General features: G+C 63.2%; 28 protein-coding genes and 1 other RNA gene. 7 read left to right on the top strand and 22 right to left on the bottom strand.

All coding sequences use genetic code 11. The features are described 5' to 3' along the window. Positions 1-57: 57 nt before the first annotated feature. The 4 genes from ftsL to rsmI all read right to left on the bottom strand — a co-directional run bounded on the left by ftsL (position 58) and on the right by rsmI (position 3219). Positions 58-378 carry a cell division protein FtsL gene (gene ftsL, locus FLM52_03645; GenBank protein NVN54889.1) on the bottom strand — a complete coding sequence of 107 codons (321 nt, stop codon included), beginning with the start codon at positions 376-378 and terminating at the stop codon, positions 58-60. 250 nt (positions 379-628) lie between these two features. Beyond that, entirely contained in the window at positions 629-1615 is a 987-nt protein-coding gene (rsmH, locus tag FLM52_03640) for a 16S rRNA (cytosine(1402)-N(4))-methyltransferase RsmH (protein ID NVN54888.1), read from the bottom strand. 285 nt (positions 1616-1900) lie between these two features. Then, positions 1901-2253, bottom strand: an RNA gene (rnpB, locus tag FLM52_03635) — RNase P RNA component class A. Positions 2254-2355: 102 nt separating this feature from the next. Next, positions 2356-3219, bottom strand: a complete 864-nt coding sequence (rsmI, locus tag FLM52_03630; protein ID NVN54887.1) for a 16S rRNA (cytidine(1402)-2'-O)-methyltransferase — start codon at positions 3217-3219, stop codon at positions 2356-2358. A gap of 198 nt (positions 3220-3417) precedes the next feature. Between rsmI and FLM52_03625 the strand changes: the two genes are divergently transcribed. From FLM52_03625 to FLM52_03610, 4 genes are read left to right on the top strand one after another with little or no spacing between them, the layout of a single operon-like run. Further along, on the top strand, positions 3418-5319 hold the full coding sequence (locus tag FLM52_03625; GenBank protein ID NVN54886.1) for a penicillin-binding protein activator: 1902 nt from the start codon (positions 3418-3420) through the stop codon (positions 5317-5319). Between the two features lies 1 nt (position 5320). After that, positions 5321-5722 carry a YraN family protein gene (locus tag FLM52_03620; protein NVN54885.1) on the top strand — a complete coding sequence of 134 codons (402 nt, stop codon included), beginning with the start codon at positions 5321-5323 and terminating at the stop codon, positions 5720-5722. A gap of 21 nt (positions 5723-5743) precedes the next feature. Then, on the top strand, positions 5744-6337 hold the full coding sequence (locus FLM52_03615; protein NVN54884.1) for a phosphoheptose isomerase: 594 nt from the start codon (positions 5744-5746) through the stop codon (positions 6335-6337). Between the two features lie 37 nt (positions 6338-6374). Then, a complete protein-coding gene (locus FLM52_03610; protein ID NVN54883.1) occupies positions 6375-6953 on the top strand; it encodes a BON domain-containing protein in 579 nt (192 codons plus the stop codon). A 168-nt stretch (positions 6954-7121) separates the two neighbouring features. Here FLM52_03610 and FLM52_03605 read toward each other — a convergent pair whose 3' ends face one another. From FLM52_03605 to FLM52_03570, 8 genes are all read right to left on the bottom strand, one after another. Continuing rightward, positions 7122-7712: a ClpXP protease specificity-enhancing factor gene (locus tag FLM52_03605; protein ID NVN54882.1), complete on the bottom strand. Its 591-nt coding sequence runs from the start codon at positions 7710-7712 to the stop codon at positions 7122-7124. Between the two features lie 167 nt (positions 7713-7879). Then, positions 7880-8506: a stringent starvation protein A gene (gene sspA, locus FLM52_03600; protein NVN54881.1), complete on the bottom strand. Its 627-nt coding sequence runs from the start codon at positions 8504-8506 to the stop codon at positions 7880-7882. Between the two features lie 215 nt (positions 8507-8721). Continuing rightward, positions 8722-9522 carry a cytochrome c1 gene (locus FLM52_03595; GenBank protein NVN54880.1) on the bottom strand — a complete coding sequence of 267 codons (801 nt, stop codon included), beginning with the start codon at positions 9520-9522 and terminating at the stop codon, positions 8722-8724. An 8-nt stretch (positions 9523-9530) separates the two neighbouring features. Next, the gene (locus FLM52_03590) at positions 9531-10793 is read right to left on the bottom strand and encodes a cytochrome bc complex cytochrome b subunit (GenBank protein NVN54879.1); all 1263 of its coding nucleotides are present in this window, start codon (positions 10791-10793) and stop codon (positions 9531-9533) included. Next, positions 10793-11389 (bottom strand): ubiquinol-cytochrome c reductase iron-sulfur subunit, encoded by a 597-nt coding sequence (petA, locus tag FLM52_03585; protein NVN54878.1) that lies wholly within the window; start codon positions 11387-11389, stop codon positions 10793-10795. The genes FLM52_03590 and petA overlap by 1 nt, the downstream gene beginning before the upstream one ends. Positions 11390-11606: 217 nt before the next feature. After that, complete coding sequence (gene rpsI, locus FLM52_03580; protein ID NVN54877.1) at positions 11607-11996, bottom strand: 30S ribosomal protein S9; 390 nt, start codon at positions 11994-11996, stop codon at positions 11607-11609. A gap of 13 nt (positions 11997-12009) precedes the next feature. Continuing rightward, a complete protein-coding gene (rplM, locus tag FLM52_03575) occupies positions 12010-12438 on the bottom strand; it encodes a 50S ribosomal protein L13 (protein NVN54876.1) in 429 nt (142 codons plus the stop codon). Positions 12439-12688: 250 nt separating this feature from the next. Continuing rightward, positions 12689-13846: an AFG1 family ATPase gene (locus FLM52_03570; GenBank protein NVN54875.1), complete on the bottom strand. Its 1158-nt coding sequence runs from the start codon at positions 13844-13846 to the stop codon at positions 12689-12691. Positions 13847-14360: 514 nt separating this feature from the next. Between FLM52_03570 and FLM52_03565 the strand changes: the two genes are divergently transcribed. Next, positions 14361-14813: a DUF1043 family protein gene (locus FLM52_03565; protein NVN54874.1), complete on the top strand. Its 453-nt coding sequence runs from the start codon at positions 14361-14363 to the stop codon at positions 14811-14813. Between the two features lie 88 nt (positions 14814-14901). On the opposite strand, the gene FLM52_03560 is transcribed toward FLM52_03565, so the two are convergent. Beyond that, positions 14902-15669, bottom strand: a complete 768-nt coding sequence (locus FLM52_03560) for a Nif3-like dinuclear metal center hexameric protein (GenBank protein NVN54873.1) — start codon at positions 15667-15669, stop codon at positions 14902-14904. A 186-nt stretch (positions 15670-15855) separates the two neighbouring features. Between FLM52_03560 and FLM52_03555 the strand changes: the two genes are divergently transcribed. Further along, complete coding sequence (locus FLM52_03555; GenBank protein ID NVN54872.1) at positions 15856-17172, top strand: trypsin-like serine protease; 1317 nt, start codon at positions 15856-15858, stop codon at positions 17170-17172. Between the two features lie 126 nt (positions 17173-17298). On the opposite strand, the gene hisD is transcribed toward FLM52_03555, so the two are convergent. The 9 genes from hisD to FLM52_03510 form a co-directional block, all read right to left on the bottom strand. Continuing rightward, the gene (gene hisD / locus FLM52_03550) at positions 17299-18603 is read right to left on the bottom strand and encodes a histidinol dehydrogenase (GenBank protein NVN54871.1); all 1305 of its coding nucleotides are present in this window, start codon (positions 18601-18603) and stop codon (positions 17299-17301) included. A gap of 191 nt (positions 18604-18794) precedes the next feature. Next, positions 18795-19439, bottom strand: coding sequence for an ATP phosphoribosyltransferase (locus tag FLM52_03545; GenBank protein NVN54870.1), 645 nt, complete (start codon positions 19437-19439; stop codon positions 18795-18797). A gap of 83 nt (positions 19440-19522) precedes the next feature. Beyond that, positions 19523-20788, bottom strand: coding sequence for a UDP-N-acetylglucosamine 1-carboxyvinyltransferase (gene murA / locus FLM52_03540; protein ID NVN54869.1), 1266 nt, complete (start codon positions 20786-20788; stop codon positions 19523-19525). A 12-nt stretch (positions 20789-20800) separates the two neighbouring features. After that, entirely contained in the window at positions 20801-21055 is a 255-nt protein-coding gene (locus tag FLM52_03535) for a BolA/IbaG family iron-sulfur metabolism protein (protein NVN54868.1), read from the bottom strand. A gap of 225 nt (positions 21056-21280) precedes the next feature. Then, positions 21281-21652: an STAS domain-containing protein gene (locus tag FLM52_03530; GenBank protein ID NVN54867.1), complete on the bottom strand. Its 372-nt coding sequence runs from the start codon at positions 21650-21652 to the stop codon at positions 21281-21283. Between the two features lie 14 nt (positions 21653-21666). Beyond that, positions 21667-22329 (bottom strand): ABC transporter substrate-binding protein, encoded by a 663-nt coding sequence (locus tag FLM52_03525; GenBank protein NVN54866.1) that lies wholly within the window; start codon positions 22327-22329, stop codon positions 21667-21669. 139 nt (positions 22330-22468) lie between these two features. Further along, the gene (gene mlaD, locus FLM52_03520) at positions 22469-22933 is read right to left on the bottom strand and encodes an outer membrane lipid asymmetry maintenance protein MlaD (protein ID NVN54865.1); all 465 of its coding nucleotides are present in this window, start codon (positions 22931-22933) and stop codon (positions 22469-22471) included. After that, positions 22933-23733: a lipid asymmetry maintenance ABC transporter permease subunit MlaE gene (gene mlaE / locus FLM52_03515; protein ID NVN54864.1), complete on the bottom strand. Its 801-nt coding sequence runs from the start codon at positions 23731-23733 to the stop codon at positions 22933-22935. Before mlaE ends, mlaD begins: the two co-directional genes overlap by 1 nt. Continuing rightward, positions 23730-24650 carry an ATP-binding cassette domain-containing protein gene (locus FLM52_03510; protein ID NVN54863.1) on the bottom strand — a complete coding sequence of 307 codons (921 nt, stop codon included), beginning with the start codon at positions 24648-24650 and terminating at the stop codon, positions 23730-23732. Before FLM52_03510 ends, mlaE begins: the two co-directional genes overlap by 4 nt. 315 nt (positions 24651-24965) lie before the next feature. On the opposite strand from FLM52_03510, the gene FLM52_03505 reads away from it, so the two are divergent. Next, on the top strand, positions 24966-25910 hold the full coding sequence (locus tag FLM52_03505) for a calcium/sodium antiporter (GenBank protein NVN54862.1): 945 nt from the start codon (positions 24966-24968) through the stop codon (positions 25908-25910). Positions 25911-25998: the final 88 nt, after the last annotated feature.

Raw genomic sequence — 25998 nt, 5'->3', positions numbered from 1 at the left:
GCGTCTCAGCGCCGGCGGCTTTGCGCGGGCGTGACGAAGGCGGGCGACGCGTGGCCATCAGCGAATGACCTCGACATCGTGGACATCCGGGACGCGCATCTCGAGTCGCTCGATGCTGATGCTTTCGATACGCGCCGGTGCCGACCAGGCGCTCTCTTCCAGCAGCAGGCGGCCCCAGCGTGCACGCGCATCATCGCGCGCCGCTTCCAGCTTCTGCAGCTGGGCATATTGGCCGCGCGAGAGGTGCGAGCTGATGACGACGGCAGCGGCAGAGCCGAGCAGACTGAGCATCAGCACCGCGAAACACAGGTGACGCCAACGTATCTGCACCTTGATCGGCCAGTTACCCGTCCAGCCCTCCTGTCTCCGTCCCGCCATGCCGACTCCCTAATCACTCTGAACGTGATGCCCCGCATCACGAATATCCTTGCAGACTGTCAACGTGCAAGCGCGATGTTCGCTCACTTGTTTGAAGCGCCCGGCGCATTATGTCAGCAAGTGGCGTTAGCCGCTAAGAGTTGCAGCACGGCAACACTTGTGTCGCCCTTTCACCACAGCCCACTTGCGCGCGCGCCTGCCGGTAGGCAGGCGCAGAAAGAGGCACGATTCCCCAGAGGGTGCACAGAGGCTATTTGAGCTTTTCGGCAATGCGCATCACCGCACTGCGCGAACGGACATTGGCATCGACTTCGCTTTGCGAAGCCTTCTGTGCCTTGCCCACCAGCTTGAGACGCTTGTTGAGCTGGTCTTCGCGGATCGGCATGCCACGCGGCGCCTGATCCCCCCGCGCCTTGTCACGCATGAAGCGCTTGACGATGCGGTCTTCCAGCGAGTGGAAGCTGATCACGACCAGACGACCGCCGGGCTTGAGCGCCTCGAGACCGGCATCCAGCGCGCGGGTCAGCTCATCCAGCTCACCATTGATGTGAATGCGGATCGCCTGGAAGACACGCGTCGCCGGGTGCTTGTGCTTCTCCCAGTTGGGGTGGGCATCCTTGATCAGGCTGGCGAAGTCGCCGGTGCGCGTGATGGGTCGCTCGGCGCGACGCTCCACCACGGCACGCGCCAGGCGCTTGGCATAACGCTCCTCACCGTAGGTCTTGAAGACCCAGGCCATATCCTCGGCACTGGCACGCGACAGCCACTCGGCGGCGCTCTCGCCACTGGTGGGGTCCATGCGCATGTCCAGCGGGCCATCATTCATGAAGCTGAAGCCACGCTCGGCATCATCCAGCTGCGGGGATGACACGCCGATGTCGAGCAGGATGCCATCCAGCTGACCGTGCACGCCCTCATGCTCGGCATACTCGCCAAGACGCGCGAATTCACCGGCATGGATACTGAAACGCTCATCATCGATGGTCGCGGCTTCCGCCAGCGCCTGGGGGTCACGATCACAGGCGATCAGACGCCCCTCGGGCGCCAGACGCGACAGGATCAGACGCGAATGGCCACCGCGACCGAAGGTGCCGTCGAAGTAGACGCCGGCAGTGTCCTGAATCAGACCATCGACCGCACCATCGAGCATGACACTGACATGCGCGAAGCGATCAGCCACTTCGACGGACTCGGTATCGACAGACTCGGTAACGGAAGGAGCACTGGGCTTGGACATGACGAAACTCTGGACCTTGGCACGCGATGCGAGCAGTGAAAGCCGGTGGCAAAGGACACCGACAGCATAAGAGCGGAGACAGCGCCTGCGTGCAGCAGGCAAGCGGCTGAAACACGAATTCAAGTGCCATAACCGACAACCGGCGCCTGTCACGGCAGCGTGTTCGTTGCCATCCAACTGCAATGGTCATTCACGAAACACGCAGCGGACGGCGCCGGTCATGCGAATTCAAGGTGTGCTGCCACCGCTCGCATCGCGAAGGATGGCAGCACACTGACGTTATAAGGCGGGAGATGACCGATAAGCCGGGTCTTGTCGTGGACAGTCATTCATCTAGGCCCTGAATCACTTCAGGGCTCAAGCAACCAACCCGCCCCCACTGCGGGCAGCAGCATAGGGGGCCTATTTGGTCTTGCTCCAGGTGGGGTTTACCTCGCCGCGAACTGTTACCAGCCGCGCGGTGCGCTCTTACCGCACCCTTTCACCCTTACCGGTCAGCCGAAGCTGACGTAGGCGGTCTTCTCTCTGCTGCACTTGCCGTCGGCTCGCGCCGCCCAGACGTTATCTGGCACCTTGCCCTATGGAGCCCGGACTTTCCTCCCCCAGCTTGCGCTGGCGGCGACTGTCTGGCCGTCTCCCAAGCACGCAAGACTACCAGTGTCATGGGCCTTTCACAAGACGAAGCCCGCGCAGGCCGAACAATGGCAGCGGCAAAAAAGTCTGGCGTGACAGAGGTTTGCCTATTCCTCCGCCGCGTCCTTCATGGCTTGCGCCTTGGCATACCAGGCTTTCTTGCGCCCGCCCACCAGACGTGTGGCGATAGCGGCCATCTGCTTGACGCCGACGCCCTCCTCGAACAGCACCTGCAACAGGGCGTCGCCTTCGACACTGGCCGCCTCGTCGCCGTCACGTGCCGGCGCTCCTTCGATCATGACCACGAACTCACCGCGTGTCTGATCACTGTCAGCGTCCATCTGCGCCAGCAGCTCGGCCGCCGTGCCATCGAGGAAGGTCTCGAAGGTCTTGGTCAGCTCACGGGCCAGCACGACCCGACGCTCGCCCAGCACCTCGCGGATATCGCCGAGCAGCGCCTGGATACGGTGCGGAGATTCATACAGCACGTGGGTGGCGCTATCGTCGCGCAGCGCGGCAAGGCGCGCCTGACGCGGGCCGCCCTTGTGGGCCAGAAAGCCTTCGAAGGTGAAGCGATCCGTCGGCAGGCCCGCAGCGCTGAGGGCGGTGATCAACGCGCACGGCCCCGGCAGCGGCACTACCTTGAAGCCACGCTCGCGCAGGGCGCGCACGACGATGAAGCCGGGATCAGAGATCAGCGGCGTGCCGGCATCGGAGACCAACGCGACGCGTCGGCCTGCCTCCAGCGCCTGACACAGCTGGTCGACACGGCCACGCTCGTTGTGATCGTGCAGGGACATCATGGGCACTTCCAGGCCCAGGTGACGCAGCAACCGCGCGCTGTGGCGGGTATCCTCGGCTGCGATCAGGTCCACTTCTCCCAGCACCCGCGCGGCGCGGGGACTGAGATCATCGAGGTTACCAATCGGCGTGGCGACCACGTACAATACGCCTTCAGAAGACTCGGACATTCAATGCTTCGACTCGTTGAACTCAATGGTAGAAATGGTCGTCAGACACAGGCAGATTGCCTTGGGACATTTCATCCGAAGGACGCTGCATGCGTGGCCCTGATCGACCGAGTGCCATGATGCCTTTCACCCTTCATCACAGTAGGCGGCGATGCACAGTCCTGACCACATCGCCCATCAGCCAAGGGACCGTCGTACATGCGCCAGACATGGAATCGTGCATCAGCCAATACGCTGGGCACTTCGTCAGCCATCCGGCAGGAGGCCGCGCGCCGTTCACGTTCCGGCCTGCGCACGCTGGCGGGCCTCGCCGCCTCCGCCCTGCTGCTGGCAGGGTGTGCCGGACAGTCACCGCTTTCCAGCGGCCCCGGTGCCGATGCCCTGCTAGCTCAGGCCGAGCAGCAACAGGGTCAGCAAGCGGCCAGTACGCGCCTGCAAGCTGCGGACATCCTAGCACGCAGCGGCGACAACGCGCAGGCGATCACCATCGCATCCGACATCGACCCGACAAGCCTTGAGCCGCAGGAACGCGTGCAATGGGCCCTGCTGCTGTCGCGTATCGCGCTTGAGCAGCAGGACGGCTGGAACACGATCCTGGCCACCTCGGTGCTCGAGGACAACATCCAGATGTCCAGCGATGACCAGCGCACACTGCGCAAGCGTCGCGGCCTGGCACTCGGCATGGTCGGCGAACCCCTGGCCAGCGCCCAGACCCTGATCGCCCTGCAGGCCGACAGCGATGACCTGAGCATCAACGACACCCTGTGGGAGCAGCTCACGCGCCTCTCGCCCAGTCAGCTCAATGAGCTGGCCAGCGCTAGCCCGACCGCCAGCGGCTGGACGGACCTGCTGCGCCTACAGCGTCGCTTCGGCGGCAACATCGACCAGATGTTCTCCGCCATCAACGACTGGTCGGACGCCAACCCGCAGCATCCCGCAGCGCGCCAGATGCCGCAGGGCATTCTCGATCTGCGCGAGCTCTCCGGCCAGGAAGTGCGCAAGATTGCCGTCTTCCTGCCCGAGTCCGGTTCGCTCAAGCGGATCGCCCAGGCCATCCGTGAAGGCATCGAGGCACGCCATCGCAGCGCCATCGACAATGCCGAGGCCACGCCGCAGCTGAGTTTCTATGACACCTCGAGCGCGGACCTCAAGACCCTGTATGCCCGTGCCACCATGGATGGCGCTCAGGTCGTGCTCGGCCCGCTGGACAAGAAGCTGGTCAGTCGGCTCGAGACTCAGAACAGCCTGCCGCTGCCGACACTGGCCCTCAACTACGGCACCCATGACAGCAACCGTGCCGACAACCTGTTCCAGTACGGCCTTTCCGCCGAGGACGAAGCCCGCCAGGTCGCCCTGCGAGCCGCTCTCGACGGCCATCGTGGCGCCGCCGCACTGGTGCCCAACAATGCCTGGGGCCAACGCGTCTACAGCGCCTTCCGCGACCGCTTCGAGCAGGAAGGTGGCGACATCGTCTCCGTTGAGCGCTACAACCCCAAGGGCGCCGTCAGCTCGGCCGTCAAGGACCTGCTGTCGGTCTCGAGCCAGGACCAGGCGCGCATGAAGTCCGCCAAGAAATCCGGCAGCAAATACGGCCGCGCGCACTCCGGCAACATCGACATGATCTTCCTGCTGGCGCTGCCGAGCTATGCGCGTCAGGTGCCGCCGATGCTGGACTTCTACTACGCGGGCGACCTGCCGATCTACGGCACTTCCCATCTCTATGACGGCGCACCGCAGCCCGATCAGGACGGCGACCTCAATGGCGTCGACTTCGTGGACATTCCCTGGGAAGTGCCGGAGGCCTCCTCCGGTGGCAAGGCATCCCTGCCGGAAGCCGACACCTATCGCGCCCTGTCCGATGCTTCACCACGCATGCTCAAGCTCAACGCCATGGGGGTCGATGCCTATCGTCTGGCCCAGCGCGTACCGCTGATGCTGGCCGGAGCGGGCGGCGAACTCTTCGGCGCCACCGGCAGCCTCTTCCCGCGCCACGATGGACGCATCGAGCGCACGCTGCCCTGGGCTGAATTCAGAGGTGGCGTACCGCGTCCGCCACTGAAAGGCGCCAACAGCCGCACCGTCGAAGCCTACACGCCCTGACATGACACGCGCCGACTCGCCCTCTGGCAAAGCGCACCCGCCTCCCCAGCGTCGCGCCCGAGCGCGCGGCGCCGTCATCGAGGCGGAGGTAGAACAATGGCTGGCAGCGCGTGGCCTGACACCCGTCACGCGCAACCAGCATGCCAAGGGCGGCGAGATCGACCTGATCATGCGTGACGCCGAGACCCTGGTCTTCATCGAGGTGCGCTACCGGGCCAACTCCCGCTTCGGCAGCGCACTGGAAAGCGTGACCCATACCAAGCAACGCCGGCTGATCACTGCCGCGCGTTTTTATCTGGCCCAGCACGGGCTATCATGTTCCTGCCGCTTCGACGTGGTAGGCGTGGAGGGGACCTCCCCTCGTTCCATTCACTGGATTCGCCACGCCTTCGAAGCGATCTGAAGCCAACGACCAAGAGCCATCATGGATTTCCAATCGCGTATTCTCGGCCACTTCAACGCCAGCATTGACACCAAGACCTACGCCAGCGAAGTGCTGCCGCCCTTCATCGAAGCGGCCAGCCAGATGATGGTCCAGAGCTTGGTCAATGACGGCAAGATCCTGGCCTGCGGCAACGGCGGCAGCGCCGGCGACAGCCAGCATTTCTCTTCCGAGCTGCTCAACCGATTCGAGCGTGAGCGCCCGAGCCTGCCGGCCATCGCGCTGACCACCGACACCTCCACGCTGACGTCCATCGCCAACGACTACAGCTACAACGAGGTGTTCTCCAAGCAGATCCGCGCCCTGGGTCAGCCCGGCGACATCCTGCTGGCCATCTCCACCAGCGGCAACTCCGCCAACGTGGTGCAGGCCATCCAGGCGGCTCACGACCGCGACATGCGCGTCGTGGCCTTGACCGGCCGTGACGGTGGTGACATGGCGTCACTACTGGGCAGTGAAGACTGCGAGATTCGTGTCCCCGCCACCTCTACGGCACGCATCCAGGAAGTCCATCTACTGGCCATCCACTGCCTGTGCGACCTGATTGATCATCAGCTGTTCGGCAGCAACGAGTAATCCGCGCGCCCCACGGCATTCACCAGGAGAAAACGGCATGACGCCCAAGAACCTGCTTTCCCTCATAGCCACCGCCGGCTTCCTGACGCTAGCCGGCTGCACCACCGTCGCCGACCTGACCAACAGCGGCCCGATCGACGAAGACTATGGCGATCGCACCCTGGGCGCCCAGGTGGAAGACGAGAGCATCGAGACCAAGATCGAGGTCAATCTCGGCAAGACCGACGCCCGCTTCAACGATGCCCATGTCAATGTGAATTCCTACAACGGCATGGTGCTGCTGACCGGCCAGGTCGCCAGTGACGAGCTGAAGCAGAAGGCCACGGACATCGCCAAGGATGTGCGTCGTGTGCGTCAGGTGCACAATGCGCTGGAAATCAGCGCCAATGCCCCGGCCAGCCAGCGCGTGCAGGACACCTGGCTGACCACGCGCGTCAAGGCCACACTGGCGGCGGATGCCAATATCGACTCCGGTCGCATCTTGGTACTCACCGAGAATGCCAGCGTCTACCTGATGGGCATCGTGACCCGCGCCGAAGCTGACCAGATCGTCAGCAAGGTCTCTGAAGTCGGCGGCATCCAGCGTATCGCCAAGGTCTTCGAGTACCTCGACTGATCAAGGTGGCGCGCCTTGCATGCCTGACATGCAAGGCGCCCTGAATGAACAGCACCCAGAATGAAAAATGCCCCGCAGGCCGAAGCCTGCGGGGCATTTTTCATGACAGGAGCGACATCAGGCGGACAATGGCCAGCCCTCATCCATCGCCCCCACCTGCCGACGTGATTACTTGATCACACGCAGCGAAGGACGCCCCTTGCGCGGCGGCTTGGGCTGACCATTGTCATCAGCATCCTGCTCGTCACTGGCCGAGTCCGACGCCGGCTCTTCAGCGGCGACTCCGGCATCAGCGCCTGGCTCGACGGACGCATCCACTGATTCCGAGGCAGGTGCCTCTTCTTCGGCGGGCGCACTGCCGACACTGGCCAGCGTCGGGCGCGCTGTGGCGGCCGGCTCGGCATCTGGCGCGGCTTCACCGAATGTCATCTCATCGGCACCCGGCATCACCGGCTCATGACCGAAGACCATACCGACACCGTTTTCACGCGAATACAGCGCGACCAGGGCCGTCGTCGGCACGCTGACGTGCATCGGCTGACCACCGAAGCGGGCATTGAAGCTGACCCCTTCATTGGCGATCAACAGATCACGCACCGCACCGGGTGCGATATTGAGCACGATCTGGCCGTTCTGGACGTGTTGACGCGGCACTTGGACACCTTCCTGCTCGGCGTCCACCACGATGTACGGCGTATTGTCGTTATCCAGCAGCCACTCGTAGAGTGCGCGTGCCAGATAAGGGCGACTGGAAAGCATGGGAGAACCTCTTGAACTGCAATGAGTGTCAGCGACGACCGAAGTCCATTCCGCCAACGGGCCAACGCCCCGCACATCGCTCACATCCATCGACCTCAGACTGATGAGCGAGGGCGAAAGCCCGAATGCGTGACCGATCGATCAGTGACCGAAGGATCACGCACGGATCAGATGCGCATCTCGCGCTCGGCCTCGGACAGCGACGCCTTGAAAGCATCACGCCCGAACAACCGCTCCATGTAGGTCAGCAGCGGCTTGACCTGCTTCTCCGGCAGCTCGATTCCCAGTGTCGGCAAGCGCCACAGGATCGGGGCAATGCAGGTGTCCACCAGCGAGAACTCGTCGCTCATGAAGAACGGCATGTCGTCGAAGATCGGGGAAATGCCGATCAGGCTTTCACGCAATTCCTTGCGCGCCTTGTCGGCTTCCTTCTTGGTGCCTGTCTGGATGGTTTCCATCATCGGCACCCATTCGCGCTCGATGCGATGCATCCACAGACGGCTCTGGGCGCGCGCCACCGGATACACCGGCAACAGCGGCGGATGCGGGAAACGCTCGTCCAGATATTCCATCATGACCTTGGACTCGTAGAGCACCAGGTCGCGATCCAGCAGCGTCGGCACACTGTTGTACGGGTTCAGGTCGGCCAGTTCGGCCGGACGGCTGTCATCATCCACATCAATGATATCGACTGCCACACCCTTCTCGGCCAGCACGATCCGTACACGGTGGCTGAAGTGGTCGTCACCACCGGAGTAGAAGGTCATCGATGAACGCTTGGCCACAACACCCATGAAACTGTCCTCGCATCTGTTCGAGACATGCCCGTGTCAGCTTTTGGCCTGACAAACGGGGATAAGTTTCCTCTGGCCTGCCCTTGTCACAACGGGCCCTGCCAGAGGGTCAGCCTGCGCCACCTCGAGGCGACGCAAGCGGGCGCGCGACTGATCAGCCGCGCGCCCGTCACTGCCGGCTCGCCATTATCACTGAGACCCCGCCCCGGGGGCCATCAATGAATGTCGCGCCAGTATTTCTTCTTGAGAAGATACGCCAGCAAGGTAAAGATCAGAATGAATATTAACACCTTGGGGGCCATGCTCTCAGCCTTGAGTCGCGAAGGCTCGCCGACATAGGCCAGAAAATTGGTCAGATCCCACATCGCTTGATCGAATTCCCCTGCCGTCATGCTGCCAGGCTGGGTGATCTCTAGGATATCACAGGAGGCATAACGCCCCGTGCCGGGATCGATCTCCGCCCCCGCTACCGCCATATCAGTCTGTCCACAGACCTTTTCCTGCACGCCCTGCAGCGATTCCAGCACATGCGGCATGCCGACCTGGGGGAAGACCGCATTGTTCACGCCCCACGGACGTGACGCATCGCGATAGAAGCTCTTCAGATAGGTGTAGATCCAGTCCGTGCCGCGCAGACGCGCCTCGAGCGACAGATCCGGTGGCGGCGTGCCGAACCAGCCGGCCGCGTCTTCTTTCTGCATGCCCGTACGCATGGTGTCATTGATCTTGAGCGCTGGCGAGAGAATCAGGTATTGCTCGACCAGGTCCTCGGGCATCCCCAGGTCCTCCGCGGCACGCGAGTAACGCTGATACTGCAGGCTATGACAGCCGAGGCAGTAGTTGGTGTAAAGCTGCATGCCTCGCTGCAGCGAGGGCTGATCATGCAGATCCGGCTCCATCGTCTCCAGCGGCACCGCGCTGCTGGCCGCGCTCACCATACCCGCCCCCATCAGGCTCACTACGGCCAGCAACCCTGCTGCCAGCCCGCGTTTGAGCCACTCCCTTGCCCCACTCATCAGCGCGTTCATCGGCCCGTCACCCTGTCAGGCACCGCTCGCGTCGTCTCGAAGCGCGTATACAGCGGCATCAGTATGAAGAAGGCGAAATATGCCACGGTCGCCAGCTGCGCGATGATCGTGCGCTCATGCGTGGGCGGCATCACCCCCAGCACGCCCAGCGTCACGAAACTGACCACGAAGATGACGATGGCGACACGCGACAGCCAGCCCTTGTAGCGGATCGAGCGCACCGCCGAGCGATCCAGCCACGGCAGCACGAACAGGATAGCGATCGCCAGCCCCATGACCACCACGCCCCAGAACTTGGCATCCACGCCGAACAGCGGGTAATTGACCGCGCGCAACATGGCGTAGAACGGCGTGAAGTACCACACCGGCGCGATGTGCTCGGGCGTCTTGAGCGAATTGGCCGGTTCGAAGTTCGGCGTCTCCAGGAAGTAGCCGCCGCCTTCGGGGAAATAGAAGATCACTGCACAGAACACGAACAGGAATACGCCGACGCCGACGAGGTCCTTCACCGTGTAATAGGGATGGAACGGAATGCCATCCAGGGGCTGCCCCGCCTCATCCTTCCGGTCCTTGATCTCGATGCCATCGGGGTTGTTCGAGCCCACCTCATGCAGCGCCACCAGATGCAGCACCACCAGCCCGACGATCACCAGCGGCAAGGCAATGACATGCAGCGCAAAGAAGCGGTTCAGGGTGATTCCCGAGATCAGATAGTCGCCACGAATCATCTGCGCCAGGTCTGCCCCGATGACCGGAATCGCCGTGAACAGCGAGATGATCACCTGCGCACCCCAGTAGGACATCTGCCCCCAGGGCAGCAGATAGCCCATGAAGGCCTCGGCCATCAGCGCCAGATAGATGCACATGCCGAAGATCCAGACCAGCTCGCGAGGCGCACGGTAGGAGCCATACAGCAGGCCACGGAACATGTGCAGATAGATGACAACAAAGAAGGCCGAGGCGCCGGTGGAATGCATGTAGCGGATCAACCAGCCGTACTCCACATCGCGCATGATGTACTCGATGGAGGCAAAGGCCTCCTCGGCACTCGGCGTATAGCTCATCGTCAGCCAGATGCCGGTCAATATCTGATTGACCAGCACCAGCAAGGCCAGCGAGCCGAAGAAGTAGAAGAAGTTGAAGTTCTTCGGCGCGTAGTAGCCGGTCAGATGGTCCTGCAGAAACTGGGTGGCCGGCAGGCGGTCATCGATCCAGCGCATGATGCCGCGTGGCGCCTTGGCACGGTTTGGATTCCCCATCAGGCAGCCTCCTCGTCGACACCCACCACCAGTACCTGCTCGCTCTCGTAGCGATGCGGCGGCACCTCCAGATTCGAAGGTGCCGGCACTCCGGTGAAGACTCGCCCGGCGAGATCGAACCTGGACCCATGACAGGCACACAGATAGCCGCCCGGCCAGTCCGCGCCAAGATCCGCCGCACCAATCTCGGGACGATAGCCAGGCGAGCAGCCCAGGTGCGTGCAGATACCCACCAACACCACATATTCCGGCTTGATGGAACGCAGCACGGCATCGACATAAGGGGGCTGCTGGGGACGCAGTGACTCGGGGTCCTGCAACTCTGCGGGGGGGATGGCGCGGATATCGGCGATCATCTCGGGGGTGCGACGCACCACCCACACCGGCTTGCCGCGCCACTCGATGGTCATCTGCTGGCCGGGTGCCAGCCGCGAGATATCCGCCGTGACAGGCGCGCCTGCCGCGCGAGCACGCGCACTTGGCTGCCAGGACGCCAGGAAGGGCGTTGCGATACCGACCACCCCTACCGCCCCGACCACGGTGGTTGCGCTGACGAGGAAGCGGCGTCGCCCTCGGTTCACGACTTGATCTGACATTTTATTGTTATCTCCCAAACACTACCGCTTGATGCTGGGCCATCCACTTGCCGAGCACTTGATGCTTGCTTGTATTAAAGGGCAAGAACAGAGCACTCACAACTCAAGAAAGCCACCTTGACCAAAGCCGCTTTCGTCAATCGTGCAGCGAGACCGCAAAAAAAACGTCCAGCACCCTTGCGGGTACTGGACGTTCTTGTAGTCGACGCGAGTTCTCTTAACGCTTGGAGAACTGCGGACGACGACGGGCCTTGCGCAGACCGACTTTCTTACGCTCGACTTCACGGGCGTCACGAGTGACGTAACCGGCGGCGCGGAGGGTCGGACGGAAGTCTTCGTTGTAAGCCATCAGGGCACGAGTGATGCCGTGACGGATAGCGCCGGCCTGGGCAGAACCACCACCACCAGCAACAGTGACGTAGACGTCAAACTGTTCGCTAGTTTCGGTCAGCTCGAGCGGCTGACGGACAACCATACGCCCTGTCACACGACCGAAGTAGTCGTTCAGGTCACGCTGGTTGACGGTGATTTTGCCGGTGCCCGGCTTCAGGAAGACGCGCGCGGTAGAAGTCTTGCGGCGCCCGGTACCGTAGTGCTGCTGTGTCATGGCGATGCTTCCCTCAGATGTTCAGTTCTTGCGGCTGCTGCGCAGCGTGCGGATGCTCGGAGCCAGCATAGACTTTCAGCTTGGACTGCATGGCACGACCCAGCGGACCCTTCGGCAGCATGCCCTTGACAGCCAGTTCGATCACGCGCTCAGGCTTGTGGTCGATCATCTGGTTGAAGTTCATGGAGCGCAGGCCACCCGGGTAACCGGTGTGACGGTAGTAGGTCTTGGCTTCTGCCTTGCGACCAGTCACAGCGACTTTCTCGGCGTTGATGACGACGATGTAATCGCCAGTGTCAACGTGCGGAGTGTACTCGGCTTTATGCTTGCCGCGCAGGCGACGAGCAATTTCGGTAGCCATACGGCCCAGCGTCTTGCCGGCTGCGTCGACGACGAACCAGTCACGCTGGACGGACTGCGGCTTAGCAGTAAACGTCTTCATGGATGAATCACCTATAGTCGGGTCTTGCACCTGTGTGCGCGACCAATCCCTATTTTTCTTGGTTGCCCGACGTCTGGCAGCGAGCGGCATGCTGCTTGCGCAGTCACTGCCCTCTCATCTCCAGACTGCCCTCGCCCATCAGGAGTGAATGACTCAGGATGGCTCGAGAACCGGTCAACAGTTCGAGCGAGCGCGCATTGTACATGTCATACCCGCCTACCACAAAGGCTATTTTGCCCTGTCATGGACATCACGGTTTGTGAGGCAGTGCGAGGTACTCGCGTGATTGCATTTCCTGCAGGCGTGACAGCGTGCGCTGGAATTCGAAATCCAGATTGCCACCGGTGTAGAGATCCTCGACGGGCGTCGCGGCGCTCATCAGCAGCTTGACGCCACGGTCATAGAACTCATCGACCATGTTGATGAAACGACGCACCTGGTCGTCACTGTCGCGCCCCATCTGCGGCACCTCGGACACCAGCACGGTATGGAACTCACGCGCCAGCTCGATGTAGTCATTCTGGCTACGCGGGCCATCACACAGCTCATCGAAGTGGAACCACACCACGTCTTCATGGCGACGCAGAGCATGCAGCACGCGGTGATTGATGCTCAAGCCTTCATCAGCATGGCCTTCGGCACCGGCGATGGAGCGGAACTCCCGCGCCAGCCGCGCGGCACTGTCGTCGCCCAGCGGGCTATGGAAGAGCTCGGCGTGCTCCAGCGCGCGCAGGCGATAGTCGATGCCGGAATCGACGTTGACCACCGTGCAGTGACGCTTGACCAGGTCGATCGCCGGCAGGAAGCGCGCCCGCTGCAGGCCGTCCTTGTAGAGGTCATCCGGCACGATATTGGAGGTCGCGACCAGCACCACGCCCTGCTTGAACAGCTCTTCGAACAGGGTGGCGAGAATCATCGCATCGGTGATGTCCTTGACGAAGAATTCGTCAAAGCAGATCACGCGCGCCTCGACGGCGAACTTGGCCGCCACCAGAGTCAGCGGATTCTTCTCGCCCTTGTAGTGGCCGAGTTCATTGTGGACACGCTGCATGAAGCGGTGGAAATGCGTGCGCATCTTGTCGGCAAACGGCAGGCTCTCGTAGAAGGTATCGACGAGATAGGTCTTGCCGCGCCCCACACCGCCCCAGAAGTAGAGACCCATGATCTCGGGCACTTCATCGACAGGTGCCGTGCGTGACGGCTTGCCGAACAGACGACGCACCTTGGAGCCCAGCCCGCCGCCACCCGTCGCGTCGGACACCTTGTCGGGCGTCTGGCGCGGCCTGCGCACGAGGTCATCGTAGAGACGCTGCAGATGACGGACCGCATCTTCCTGGGCGGCATCGTAGGCAAAGTCATCACGCTTGAGGTCTGCCTGGTACTTCTCGAGAGGCGTCGGTGCTGGCATTGAGAAACCCGCTGCAGGTCAGGCGCCACCTACTGGCACACGCCTGACATGAAAAGGAACAAGAACACGCCTGACCCGACACGGCGGGCAGGCAAGAACGAAATTGCGCGGCATTATACGCCTTGATGGCCACTTTACCCACTCACCGGCCAGCAATCGGCGGTGCGAGGTGGCTGTCGCCGCGCGCATTGCTCGCAAGGCGTGAGCTGGCATCCGCCCACACCCCGCCGGATGCGCCGACAGGCGACCAAGGTCGCGCGCCGAGTGAATTGACGCATCGCTGCACCACACCGATATAATGGCGCGTGGACGCTTTTGAAACGCAAGCGGCACTACAGACTGAGCTAGGAAAGACCAAGGCAAGAAGGACAGCGGCAAGCGGCGCTGACCTGCTGGACACCAGACCGATCCCGAGATCGGCGTGATGGAACATCATTGAAGACCGGCATCGTATCTCAGCGCTACCATGCCCCAGCGGTGACGATCACCGCAGTCGTGACACAAGGAGAGCGACGTGAACGAGAGCAACATTGACTGGATCCTGGCCATTGCCTGTTTTCTGGCTGGCATCGGTATCGGCGCCTTGTGCTACCACCTGCTGAATGCCAACGTGGCCCGCAATCAGAAGACCCGCCAGAAGTTGGCTGAGCGCGAACTGGAGCTGACCCAGTTCCGCGATGCCCTCAACGACCACTTCTCCAAGGCCAGCGACCTGACCGACCAGATCCAGCGCGCCGGCAATGAGCTGCGCCAGCATCTGGCCACTGGCGCCACCGCGCTGTGCGATGACAGCCAGCTCAAGCGCCGCCTGCTGGACACTGACACCACGCCGGACGACAGCGAGACCGACAAGGTCGACCTGCCGCGTGATTACGCCGATAACCGTGGCACTCTGTCAGAGGACTTCGGCCTCAAGCCGCAACCGAGTGAAGGCGAGACTCCGGCCACCAACCCGCCGCGCATCTGATCGCCCTGCTGTCGTGAACCTCTCACGGCATCTGAAAACGACAACGGCCACCTCGAGAGGTGGCCGTTGTCGTTTCCGGCACCAGATGTCACGCCGGATTGTCGATATCCACGAAGCGGTGCTCTACTCCATGCTCGGCGGCCAGCCACTCGCCGAGGGCCCGCACACCGTCACGCTCGGTCGCATGATGCCCCGCCGCGAAGTAGGTCACTCCCTCTTCACGGGCGCTATGGGTGGTGCGCTCGGAAATCTCGCCCGAGAGGAAGGCATCGGCGCCGGCCTCGATGGCCAGACCGATATAGTCCTGAGCGCCGCCGGTGCACCAGGCAATGCGCTTGATGGGACGATCATGGCCGGCCACGACCAGCACCTCACGTCCCAGACGCCGACTGAACTCGGCCCCCAGCGCTGTGCTGTCCAGCTCTTCCACCTCAGCAGCCAGACGCCCGACATGCACCAGGCCACGCCCGGGCACGCCATCCAGACAGCCTTCACTGACCAGCCCCAGACGCTCGGCCAGCTGGGCATTGTTGCCAAGGGTCGGATGCGCATCCAACGGCAGGTGATAGGCTGCCAGATTGATGTCATTGGCCAGCAAGGTCTTGAGGCGCCGACGCTTCATGCCGGTGATCTGGGCCGGCTCGTTCTTCCAGAAGTAGCCGTGGTGCACCAGCACCAGGTCGGCCTGCCAGGCGAGCGCCTCATCAAGTAACGCCTGACTGGCCGTCACGCCAGTCATCACGCGGCGCACCTCGCGGCGCCCCTCCACCTGCAAGCCATTGACGGTATAGTCCTTGAAGGCCTGCGCCTCCAGACAGCCATCCAGCGCCTTCATCAGCGTGTCACGATCAGCCATTGGGCCTCCAGCAGTCAGAGTCATCGAGTGTTACACTGGCGAGCATTGTAACGGCGCATCGGCGCCATGTAAGCGTGCCGCGCCTTGACCGGGGCCATCCCTTCGCGTGGCACGTGGAGTTTCAGGCCATTCATCTTCATGTCCGCAGCATCGCGTCGGTGCGCGGACTTTTCATCAGGTAATCCGATGCCCCGTTCTCTTCGCAGCACACTGCTCCCGCTACTGTGGCCCGTCGTCACCGGCGTCCTGCTGGCCGTCGTCGTGCTGGATCGCTTTCCGACGCTGGGTCTGGGCGAACCCGCCCCGCAGCAGAGCGAGCAGGCAGGCAACACCCCCTATCCGAGCCCGTCACGGAACTCTGCCGCCAATCAGCAGGTGCTGCCGCCTCCGAGCCTGACGCTGTCAGCGGCGCAGCGCGAAGAGTCGGCAGACCCGGTACTGCGTGAAGCACCGCCGCTGCAGCGCAACAGCGGCCCGGCCAGCTATCAGGCCGCGGTGGACGCCGCCGCTCCGGCGGTGGTCAACATCTATTCCTCGCGCGAGATCAAGGACGACAGCAAGCATCCGCTGATGTCCGACCCCTTCTTCAACCAGTTCTACGGCGAAGACGCACTGCGCAGCCAGCGCATGCTGTCGAGTTTGGGCTCCGGCGTCATTCTCTCCAGCGACGGCTACATCCTGACCAACAATCACGTCATCCAGGGTGCCGACCAGATCCAGGTCGCCCTGCGCGATGGCCGCGAGACATTCGCCAAGGTCGTGGGCGTGGACCCGGAATCCGACCTCGCGGCGCTCAAGATCGACCTCGACAACCTGCCCACCGTGGCGATTGCCGATTCCACCCAGGTGCACGTCGGCGATGTCTCGCTGGCGATCGGCAATCCCTTCGGAGTCGGCCAGACGGTCACCATGGGGATCATCTCGGCCACCGGACGCAATCATCTTGGCCTGAACGCCTATGAAGACTTCATCCAGACCGATGCCGCGATCAACCCCGGCAACTCCGGCGGCGCGCTGATCAATACCGACGGCTCGCTGGTCGGCATCAATACCGCCATCTATTCGCGCTCCGGGGGCTCGCAGGGCATCGGCTTCGCCATCCCCGCCAACCTGGCACGTGACATCCTCGAAGCGCTGGTCGACCACGGCCGCGTGATTCGTGGCTGGCTGGGCCTGGAAGTCCAGGAGCTGACGCCGTCGCTGGCGCACTCCTTCGGCCTGAGCGCCCCGCAAGGCGTGGTGGTGGCCGCCGTGCTGCGTGACGGCCCTGCCGCGCGCGCCGGCCTGCGCCCGGGCGATATCCTGACCGCCATCGGCGGCAAGCGCCTGCTGGATGCTCGCCTGGCCATGGCCGACATCGCCGCCGTCAAGCCCGGCAATGCGCTGGAGTTGCGCCTGCTGCGTGACGGCAAGACGTTGGACATCGATGTCAAGGTCGGCGAGCGCCCGATTCCCGACAATACACCGGCGGCCGTCGAGCCGTCCCTGCAGGACAAGGGCTGAGCCGGTATATCGGCGCAGCGCCTTGGGCAGCCCCCGCCCCATGATGACAAGAAGCCCCGCGACGGAGTCCGTCGCGGGGCTTCTTGTCTTGTCAGACGACTGACCAGGCAAGGCTCAGTCTCAAGATCAGTCGAGAATGCGATTCTCGGCACTGCGCGCATGTGCCGTCAGCGACTCGCCACGTGCCAGTACCGAGGCGGTACGCCCGAGCACTGACGCGCCCGCTGGCGAGCACTGGATCAGCGAGGAGCGCTTCTGGAAGTCATAGACGCCCAGCGGCGAGGAGAAGCGCGCGGTGCCGGAGGTCGGCAGCACGTGATTCGGCCCGGCGCAGTAATCGCCCAGCGCCTCGGAGGTATGCGAGCCCATGAAGATGGCGCCGGCGTGGCGCACGCCCTCGACCCACTCCTGGGGATTGGCCACCGAGAGCTCCAGGTGCTCCGGCGCGATGCGGTTGGTCAGCTCCAGCGCCTGCTCCGGCCCGCTGACACGGATCAGGGCGCCACGCTCACGCAGCGAGGTCAGGATGATCTCGGCACGCTCCATGGTCGGTGCCAGGCGTGCGATGGAGGCCTCGACGGCGGCCAGGTGCTCGTCATCCCATCCGATCAGGATCGCCTGGGCATCTTCATCGTGCTCAGCCTGGGAGAACAGGTCCATCGCCAGCCAGTCCGGATCGGTCACGCCATCACTGACCACCAGGATCTCGGACGGCCCGGCGATCATGTCGATACCGACCTGACCGAACACCGCACGCTTGGCAGTCGCCACGTAGATGTTGCCCGGTCCGACGATCTTGTCGACGCGCGGCACGGACTCGGTGCCGTAGGCCAGTGCCGCCACGGCCTGGGCGCCACCGATGGTGAAGACACGATCGATACCCGCCAGGTGAGCCGCGGCCAGCACCAGCTCATTGACCACGCCGTCCGGCGTCGGCACGACCATGATGATCTCGCGCACGCCCGCGACATGCGCCGGAATCGCGTTCATCAGCACGGATGACGGGTAGGCGGCCTTGCCGCCCGGCACGTAGATGCCGGCGCGGTCCAGCGGCGTGACCTTCTGGCCCAGCAGGCTGCCGTGCTCGTCCTTGAAGGACCAGCTTTCCGGCTTCTGATGCTCGTGATAGACACGCACGCGCTCGGCAGCCACAGCCAGCGCCTCGCGCTGATCCGCCGGCAAGTCGGCATAGGCCTGGGCCAGACGCTCGGCACCGATGACCAGCTCGGCCATGCTCGAGACATTCAGGCGGTCGAAGCGGTTGGAGAACTCCACCAGCGCCACATCGCCTTCCTGCTTGACGCGCGCGAGGATGTCGGTGACACGATGCTGTACCTCGGCATCGGACACGCCCTCCCATGACAGCAAGCGATCCAGGCGGGCAATAAAATCGGTATCACGGCTATCAAGCCGGTTGATCAAGGTATCCATGCGAACCTCTTTTCTCATTGCTTGGCAGAGAAGGCTGAACCGGACGGGCTCTGTCCAGCGCCTACCCCTATCATCTTGATAAGGATCGTGACGAGCAGGGGCGGCAGCTGGCGTTTCGAGCGTCATCTTCTGCCACGGTCATCTATGCGACCTTGGGTATCCATCGGGTCGATGCCAACAGCACGCCGCCATCACGCCTCGCGGCGGGCTTCCACGGCCTGACGCAGGCGATCGATCAGCGGCTTGAGACGATCGTGCTTCATGGTCATGGCGGCCTTGTTGACCACCAGACGCGTGCTGATGTCGGTGATCAGCTCGCGCGGCTCCATGCCGTTGGCGCGCAGGGTGTTGCCGGTGTCGACGATATCGACGATCTCGTCGGCCAGATTCATCAGCGGGGCCAGTTCCATCGCACCGTAGAGCTTGATGACTTCCGCCTGAATGCCCTGCTCGGCGTAATAACGACGCGCGACATCGACGAACTTGGTCGCGACGCGGCGGCGAGCGCCCTGCTGCTGCTGACCGACGACACCGGCGGTCATCAGGCGGCACTTGGCGATTTCCAGGTCCAGCGGCTCGTACAGGCCTTCGGCACCATGCTCGAGCAGCACGTCCTTGCCGGCGATGCCGAGATCGGCCGCGCCCAGCTGCACGTAGGTCGGCACGTCGGTGGCACGGATGATGACCAGCTTGACGTCCGGCAGATTGGTATCGAAGAGCAGCTTGCGGCTCTTGTCGAGATCTTCCAGCGGCTCGATGCCAGCGTCAGCCAGCAGCGGCAGGGTTTCCTTGAGGATACGCCCCTTGGAGAGGGCGACGACCAGTTGCTTGCTCATGGGGTATTCGCCCGTGCTTGTACGTAGGAATTCGGCACGCGCTGCCGGTCAATCAAGGCCGGCAGCACGAGGTGGGCCACTGATCAGCCGGCGGAGCGACGGATGATCACGTTCAGCCCGGAGAGCTTCTCTTCGATGCACTCGTAACCGCGGTCGATGTGATAGATGCGGTCGACCATGGTCTCGCCGTCGGCGACGGTCGCCGCGATCACCAGCGAGGCAGAGGCACGCAGGTCCGTCGCCATCACCGGCGCGCCGGACAGGCGCTCGGTGCCGGTCACGACCGCGGTGTTGCCCTCGAGCGCGATGTGGGCGCCCATGCGGTTGAGCTCCTGCACGTGCATGAAGCGGTTCTCGAAGATGGTCTCGATCACGGTGCTGGTGCCTTCCGCGACCGCATTCATCGCCACGAACTGGGCCTGCATGTCGGTGGGGAATGCCGGGTACGGCGCCGTGCGGATATTGACCGCCTTCGGGCGCTTGCCGTGCATGTCGAGCTCGATCCAGTCATCACCGGTGGTGATGGTGGCGCCGGCTTCTTCCAGCTTGGCCAGTACGGCATCCAGGGTGTCGGCACGCGTACGCGTGACACGCACCTTGCCGCGCGAGGCAGCCGCCGCGACCAGGAAGGTGCCGGTCTCGATGCGGTCCGGCATGACGGAGTATTCACAGCCGTGCAGCTTCTCGACACCGTCGATGACGATGGTGTCGGAGCCCTGGCCGGTGATCTTCGCGCCCATCGCGATCAGGCACTCGGCCAGATCGACGACTTCCGGCTCACGCGCGGCGTTTTCCAGCACGGTGCGGCCATCGGCCAGGGTCGCGGCCATCAGCAGGTTCTCGGTGCCGGTGACGGTCACGACATCAAAGACGATGCGCGCGCCTTTCAGGCGGCCACCCGGCGCCTTGGCGCGGATATAGCCATTCTCGACCGTGATCTCGGCCCCCATCGCCTCCAGGCCACGGATGTGCAGATCCACCGGACGCGAGCCGATGGCGCAGCCGCCCGGCAGCGAGACTTCGGCACTGCCGAAGTGCGCCAGCAGCGGGCCCAGCACCAGAATCGAGGCACGCATCTTCTTGACCAGGTCATAGGGCGCGTGACAATGCTCGACCTTGGAGCCATCCAGCTGCACGGTCATGTTGTCGCCCATCACCGGCTCGACGCCCATACGCCCGAGCAGCTCGAGGCTGGTCGTGATGTCCTGCAGATGCGGCAGGTTGCTGATGGTCACGGGACCTTCCGACAGCAGCGTGGCTGCCAGAATGGGCAGTGCCGAATTCTTGGCGCCGCTGGCCCAGACTTCCCCGTTGACCGGCCCATTGCCAGTGATGATCAGCTTATCCATGAAATGTTCCGGTCAACCCTGAGCGTTGCCGGCGGCAGCTTCGAACTGCGCCGGGGTATAGGTACGAATGCTGATGGCATGCAGCGCGCCAGAGCGGATCTCATCATTGAGTGCGGAGTAGACCAGCTGCTGGGCCTTGACGCGGCTCAGCTCGGCAAAGACATCCCCCACGGCGACGACCTGGAAATTGCAGCCCTCACCCTGGATATGAAAATCGACGTTCTCGATACGAGCCTCGAGCAGGGCCTTGACATCATTCGGTTGCATGACGGGCGATGACTCCTTCGCGGTACATGTCGGGATCGTGGCAGGGAATCCTTGCGCGACGATCGATGCGATATGACCGCACATGGTAATCAAAAGCGCGCGGGAACGCGATTGGCAGTCAATCGCTGCCTCCACGTTGCCGCGCGCATGAATGGCGATACGGACAAGCCTCTAGCATCCAGCAGAGCAGTGTGGCCTGACAGGTAGTCAGGCCACACTGCTGGCTCAGGACGTCTCGAGTGACAGCGGGGGCTCGGCGCTGATCTCAGCGACATTCAGCCCCGGCAGCAGGTTTTCCAGTCCAGAGACTGCCGCCAGTCGGCTCAACGCGGGAGACAACGCGAGATGAGCGACGTGCCCACCATGCTCCGCCAGATGGCGCTGCCACTCGAGCAGCACGCTCAGGGTGGCAGTACTGGCGCTATCCACGCCGCACAGATCGATGGAAACCCCATCCTCGCGGCGCCCCAGCCATTTCCTGCCGGAATCCGCCAGCTCTGCGGCATTGTCGAAATCCGGCTGGCCACTCAGGCTCAACCGTGCGTCACCGGCTTCCAGCGTGACGCCCTCGCGATCGAAGAGAGTTTTCATGGTCATGGCGACGACAGGGCTCAGCTGTTGCCCTGATCCCCCTCACCCTTCTCGAGGTCGACATCCGGCTGCCAGCCCTTGATGACGGCATCGATGTCGCGGCCGTTGTCACGCATGGCCTGGTCGAACTGGTTGCGGAAGGTCAGGCCCAGGTTGACGCCATTGACGATCACGTTGACCACCTTCCACTTGTCGTTGCGCAGACGCATGGAATAGGCCACCGGATAGACCTTGCCCTTGGTATCGACCACGTCCATGTAGACGGTGTCCTGGTCTTCATAGCGACGCTCACCTTCGCTGTCCTTCACGTCCAGCCTGGCGTAATCGAAGCTCACCAGCCCCTTGGCATAGGTGCCGATCAGGGTGTCATGGAAGACCTTGGCGAATTCGGTGCGCTGCTCAGGAGAGGCGCCCTTGAAGTACTTGCCCATCACGCTGGCGGCGATGTAGCGATAATCCACCACCGGCTTCAGCGCGGAATCCACCAGGCTTTCCAGCTCGTCGACGTTGTCCTTGTAGTAGCTCTCGCGGCTATCGATCTTGGTAGTCAGGCCCTCGACCGTGTCGCGCAGCAGCACGTCCGGCTCCTGCGGGGCGGCCATGGCCAGCGGGCTCAGCGCCATCAGGGCGGACAGGCTCAGCACGCTCAGCGGACGGATCAGCTTCTTGAGGCTAGGAATCATCAGGGTTGCTCCTTGAAAATGTGCATCGTGCTCGAACGTGAAACCACAGGCACCGAGTCAGGTCTTTCGGCGCATCACACGCATGCGCCGGGTGCCTGGACTTCGATGAACAGCGCTTCGAGAATCAGCGCTTCCAGAATCAGCTCTTCGAAAAATTGGACACGAACTGCTGGATCAACTCTTCCAGCACCAGTGCAGACTGGGTATCGCGAATGGTGTCGCCGTCCTCCAGCACGTCCGGGTCTCCCCCGGTACTCAGGCCGATGTACTGCTCGCCCAGCAGGCCGGACGTCAGGATGGCGGCGGTGGTGTCCTTGCTCAGCTTGCCACGCAGGCTGCTGTCCAGCTTCATCGTGACACGGGCGTCAAACCACTTCGGGTCCAGCTCGATCTTCTCGACGCTGCCGACGGCAACACCTGCCATCGTGACCTTTGACCGCGCCTTGAGGCTTCCGATCCCTGAGAAGTTGGCATTGAGCACGAAGGTGTCATCAGCCTGCTGGAACGTGACGCCGCTGACACGCAGCCCCAGGAAGACCATTCCCAGGAAACCAGCGAGTATGAACAGGCCCACGCCGAACTCGAGCATGCGGGTACGTTTCATCAAATCTCTCCGAACATGACGGCCGTGAGGACAAAGTCGAGTCCCAGCACCGCCAAAGATGAATAAACCACGGTACGTGTGGTGGCGCGCGAAATGCCTTCCGAGGTCGGGATCAGGTCATAGCCCTGGAAGACGGCGATCCAGCTGACCACCAGCCCGAAGACCAGTGACTTGATGACGCCATTCATGACATCACCGATGAAATCGACGTTCGACTGCATGCTGCTCCAGTAGGCGCCCTCGTAGATGCCCAGCCAGTCGACCCCCACCAGCTTGCCGCCCCAGATACCCACGACACTGAAGCCGATGGTCAGCAGCGGCAGCGAGACGAACCCGGCCCACAGGCGCGGCGCGACGATGCGCTTGAGCGGATCGACGCCGATCATCTCCATGCTGGTCAACTGCTCGGTGGCCTTCATCAGGCCGATCTCCGCCGTCAGCGCCGACCCCGCGCGCCCGGCAAACAGCAAGGCCGCGACCACAGGCGCCAGCTCGCGCAGCAGTGACAGCGACACCATCTGTCCCAGCGCTTCCTCGGCGCCGAAACCGACCAGAATGGTGTAGCCCTGCAGCGCCAGCACCATGCCGATGAACAGCCCCGAGACCAGCACGATGGCCAGCGACAGCACACCGACGAAGTGCATCTGTCGCACCCACAGGCCAATGCCCTCACGGGACGGGATGCCGATACCGGCCTGCACCAGCAGCATGCCGGCGCGCCCGATGGCCGCGATCACGTCGATGCTGCTGCGGCCCAGTGACGTGATGGCCCCGAGCGGGCCACGATTCAGACCACTCATGACTCTCTCCTGCGGGTTGCCGACTCGCGACCATCGAGAATGTCGCCGGCGAAGTCCGGGGCGGGGTAATGGAAGGGCACCGGGCCATCCGGCTTGCCGTGGATGAACTGGGCCACACGCGGGTCCGATTCGGCGTTCAGCGCCTCGGGGGTGCCCTGCGCCATCACCTTGCCATCGGCGATCACATAGACGTAATCGGCAATGGTCAGCGTTTCCTTGATGTCGTGCGAGACCACCAGCGCCGTCATGCCCAGCGCATCATTGAGGCGCCGGATCAGATTGACCAGCACGCCCATCGAGATGGGGTCCTGCCCGGCGAACGGCTCGTCGTACATGATGAGGTCCGGGTCCAGCGCGATGGCTCGCGCCAGCGCCACACGCCGCGTCATGCCGCCGGAGAGTTCGGCCGGCATCAGTTCACGCGCGCCGCGCAGCCCGACGGATTCGAGCTTGATCAGCACGATGTCACGAATCATCGCATCGGGGAGATCGGTGTGGACGCGCAACGGGAAGGCGACGTTCTCGAACACGCTCAGGTCGGAGAACAGGGCACCGCTCTGAAACAGCATGCCCATGCGACGGCGCATGCGAAACAGCTCGCGCCGCGACAGGCCATGCACGTGCAACCCGGCGATCTCGACGCGTCCTGCCGAAGGTGTCAACTGGCCGCCGATCAACTTGAGCAGTGTCGTCTTGCCGGTACCGGAAGGCCCCATGATGGCGGTTATCTTGCCGCGCGGGATCTTGAGGTCGATGCCGGAGAATATCTCGCGTTCTCCACGGGTGAACCGCAGGCCTTCGACACGAATCAGGGCGTCATCGAGATTGATCTCGCCTGCCGCGCCACGTGAAGAAGCCTGCGCATCCTGGCCGTCCGCACCCGTCCGGGTTGCGGTCTGACCGGGCAAATCAGTCATAGAAGCATCCGCTGTGAGGGACCTTCGCCGTGACAAGCCACACGCAGTCGGCTCGTGAACAGGACGAATGTCCGAGTCATGGGATCCAAGGATCAAGTTAGTTAGCGAACATCGTATCCGAACCCACCCCTGTGCCGCCAGTCTCATCAAGGCAACAGAGCCGTGCCGCGGGTGGTGATGCGGGCAGCAATGCGCTCGGCAACACGGCCTGCAATGCGAACAAGGCCGCCGTCTTGCAATGGATTGGGGGGATGCGTTTAATGGCGCGGTTCCCGGCGATACGCCACCGCCCTGCCCCCTGACCCGAGAGTTCTGATGCTATTTCCCATCCTTGCAGTCGTCATCGGCCTGATTGGTCTTGTCTGGAGTGCTGATCGCTTCGTCGAAGGAGCCGCGGCCACTGCGTGGCGCGCCGGGATGAGCAAACTGCTGATCGGGATGACGATTGTCTCCGTCGGCACCTCTGCCCCCGAGATCGTCGTCTCCATCATGGCCTCTCTTGATGGCACTCCGGATATCGCGACCGGCAATGCGCTGGGCTCAAACATCGCCAATATCGGCCTGGTGCTCGGCGTCACGGCGTTGATCGCCCCGATTCCAGTGCATTTCGGGCTGGTGCGCCGCGAGCTGCCGCTGCTGCTGGCGGCTACGGCGCTGGGCGGTTATGCGCTGTCCAACAGCGGGCTCGAGCGTCTCGATGGCATCCTGCTGCTGGCCCTGCTGGTCTTCACGCTGGTGTGGCTGTTCAAGGTCGATGCCCCGAGTGAGGCGGAAAGCCAGGATGACGTGCCCGAGATGAGTACCGGGCGCGCCATCTTCTGGCTACTGGTCGGGCTGGCCGTGCTGATCGCCAGCTCGCGGGCGCTGGTGTGGGGAGCGACCGACATCGCCCAGGCACTCGGCGTGCCGGAATTGATCATCGGCCTGACCGTGATCGCCATCGGCACCAGCCTGCCGGAACTGGCCGCCAGCGTGGCCAGCGCCCTCAAGCGCCATCACGACATCGCCATCGGCAACGTCATCGGCTCCAACCTGTTCAACATCCTCGCCGTGCTGCCCGTGCCGGGCCTGCTGGCGCCGGGACCGGTGGATGGCAGCGCCATCAGCCGTGACTATCCGGTGATGCTGGGACTGACGCTGCTGCTGGCCGCGTTGCTCATCTGGCAGCGCCGTGGGCGCATCGGCCGTGCCCCAGGTGTTATCCTGCTCGCCTGCTATCTGGCCTACACGGCCTGGCTTGCCATCAGCCTGACTCGCTGACGGCAGCGTCTTCATCATCGTTTGCCACGCCGCCGCGCGGGATGACACGCCCTTTCCGCGCGGCCTGAGCCCTGGCCAACCACAGGCA

Source organism: bacterium Scap17 (genome assembly GCA_013376735.1).
In the GTDB taxonomy this organism is placed as follows: domain Bacteria; phylum Pseudomonadota; class Gammaproteobacteria; order Pseudomonadales; family Halomonadaceae; genus Cobetia.
Note: the sequence above shows the minus strand (reverse complement) of the source record. Positions and strands in the feature narration are given on the sequence as shown.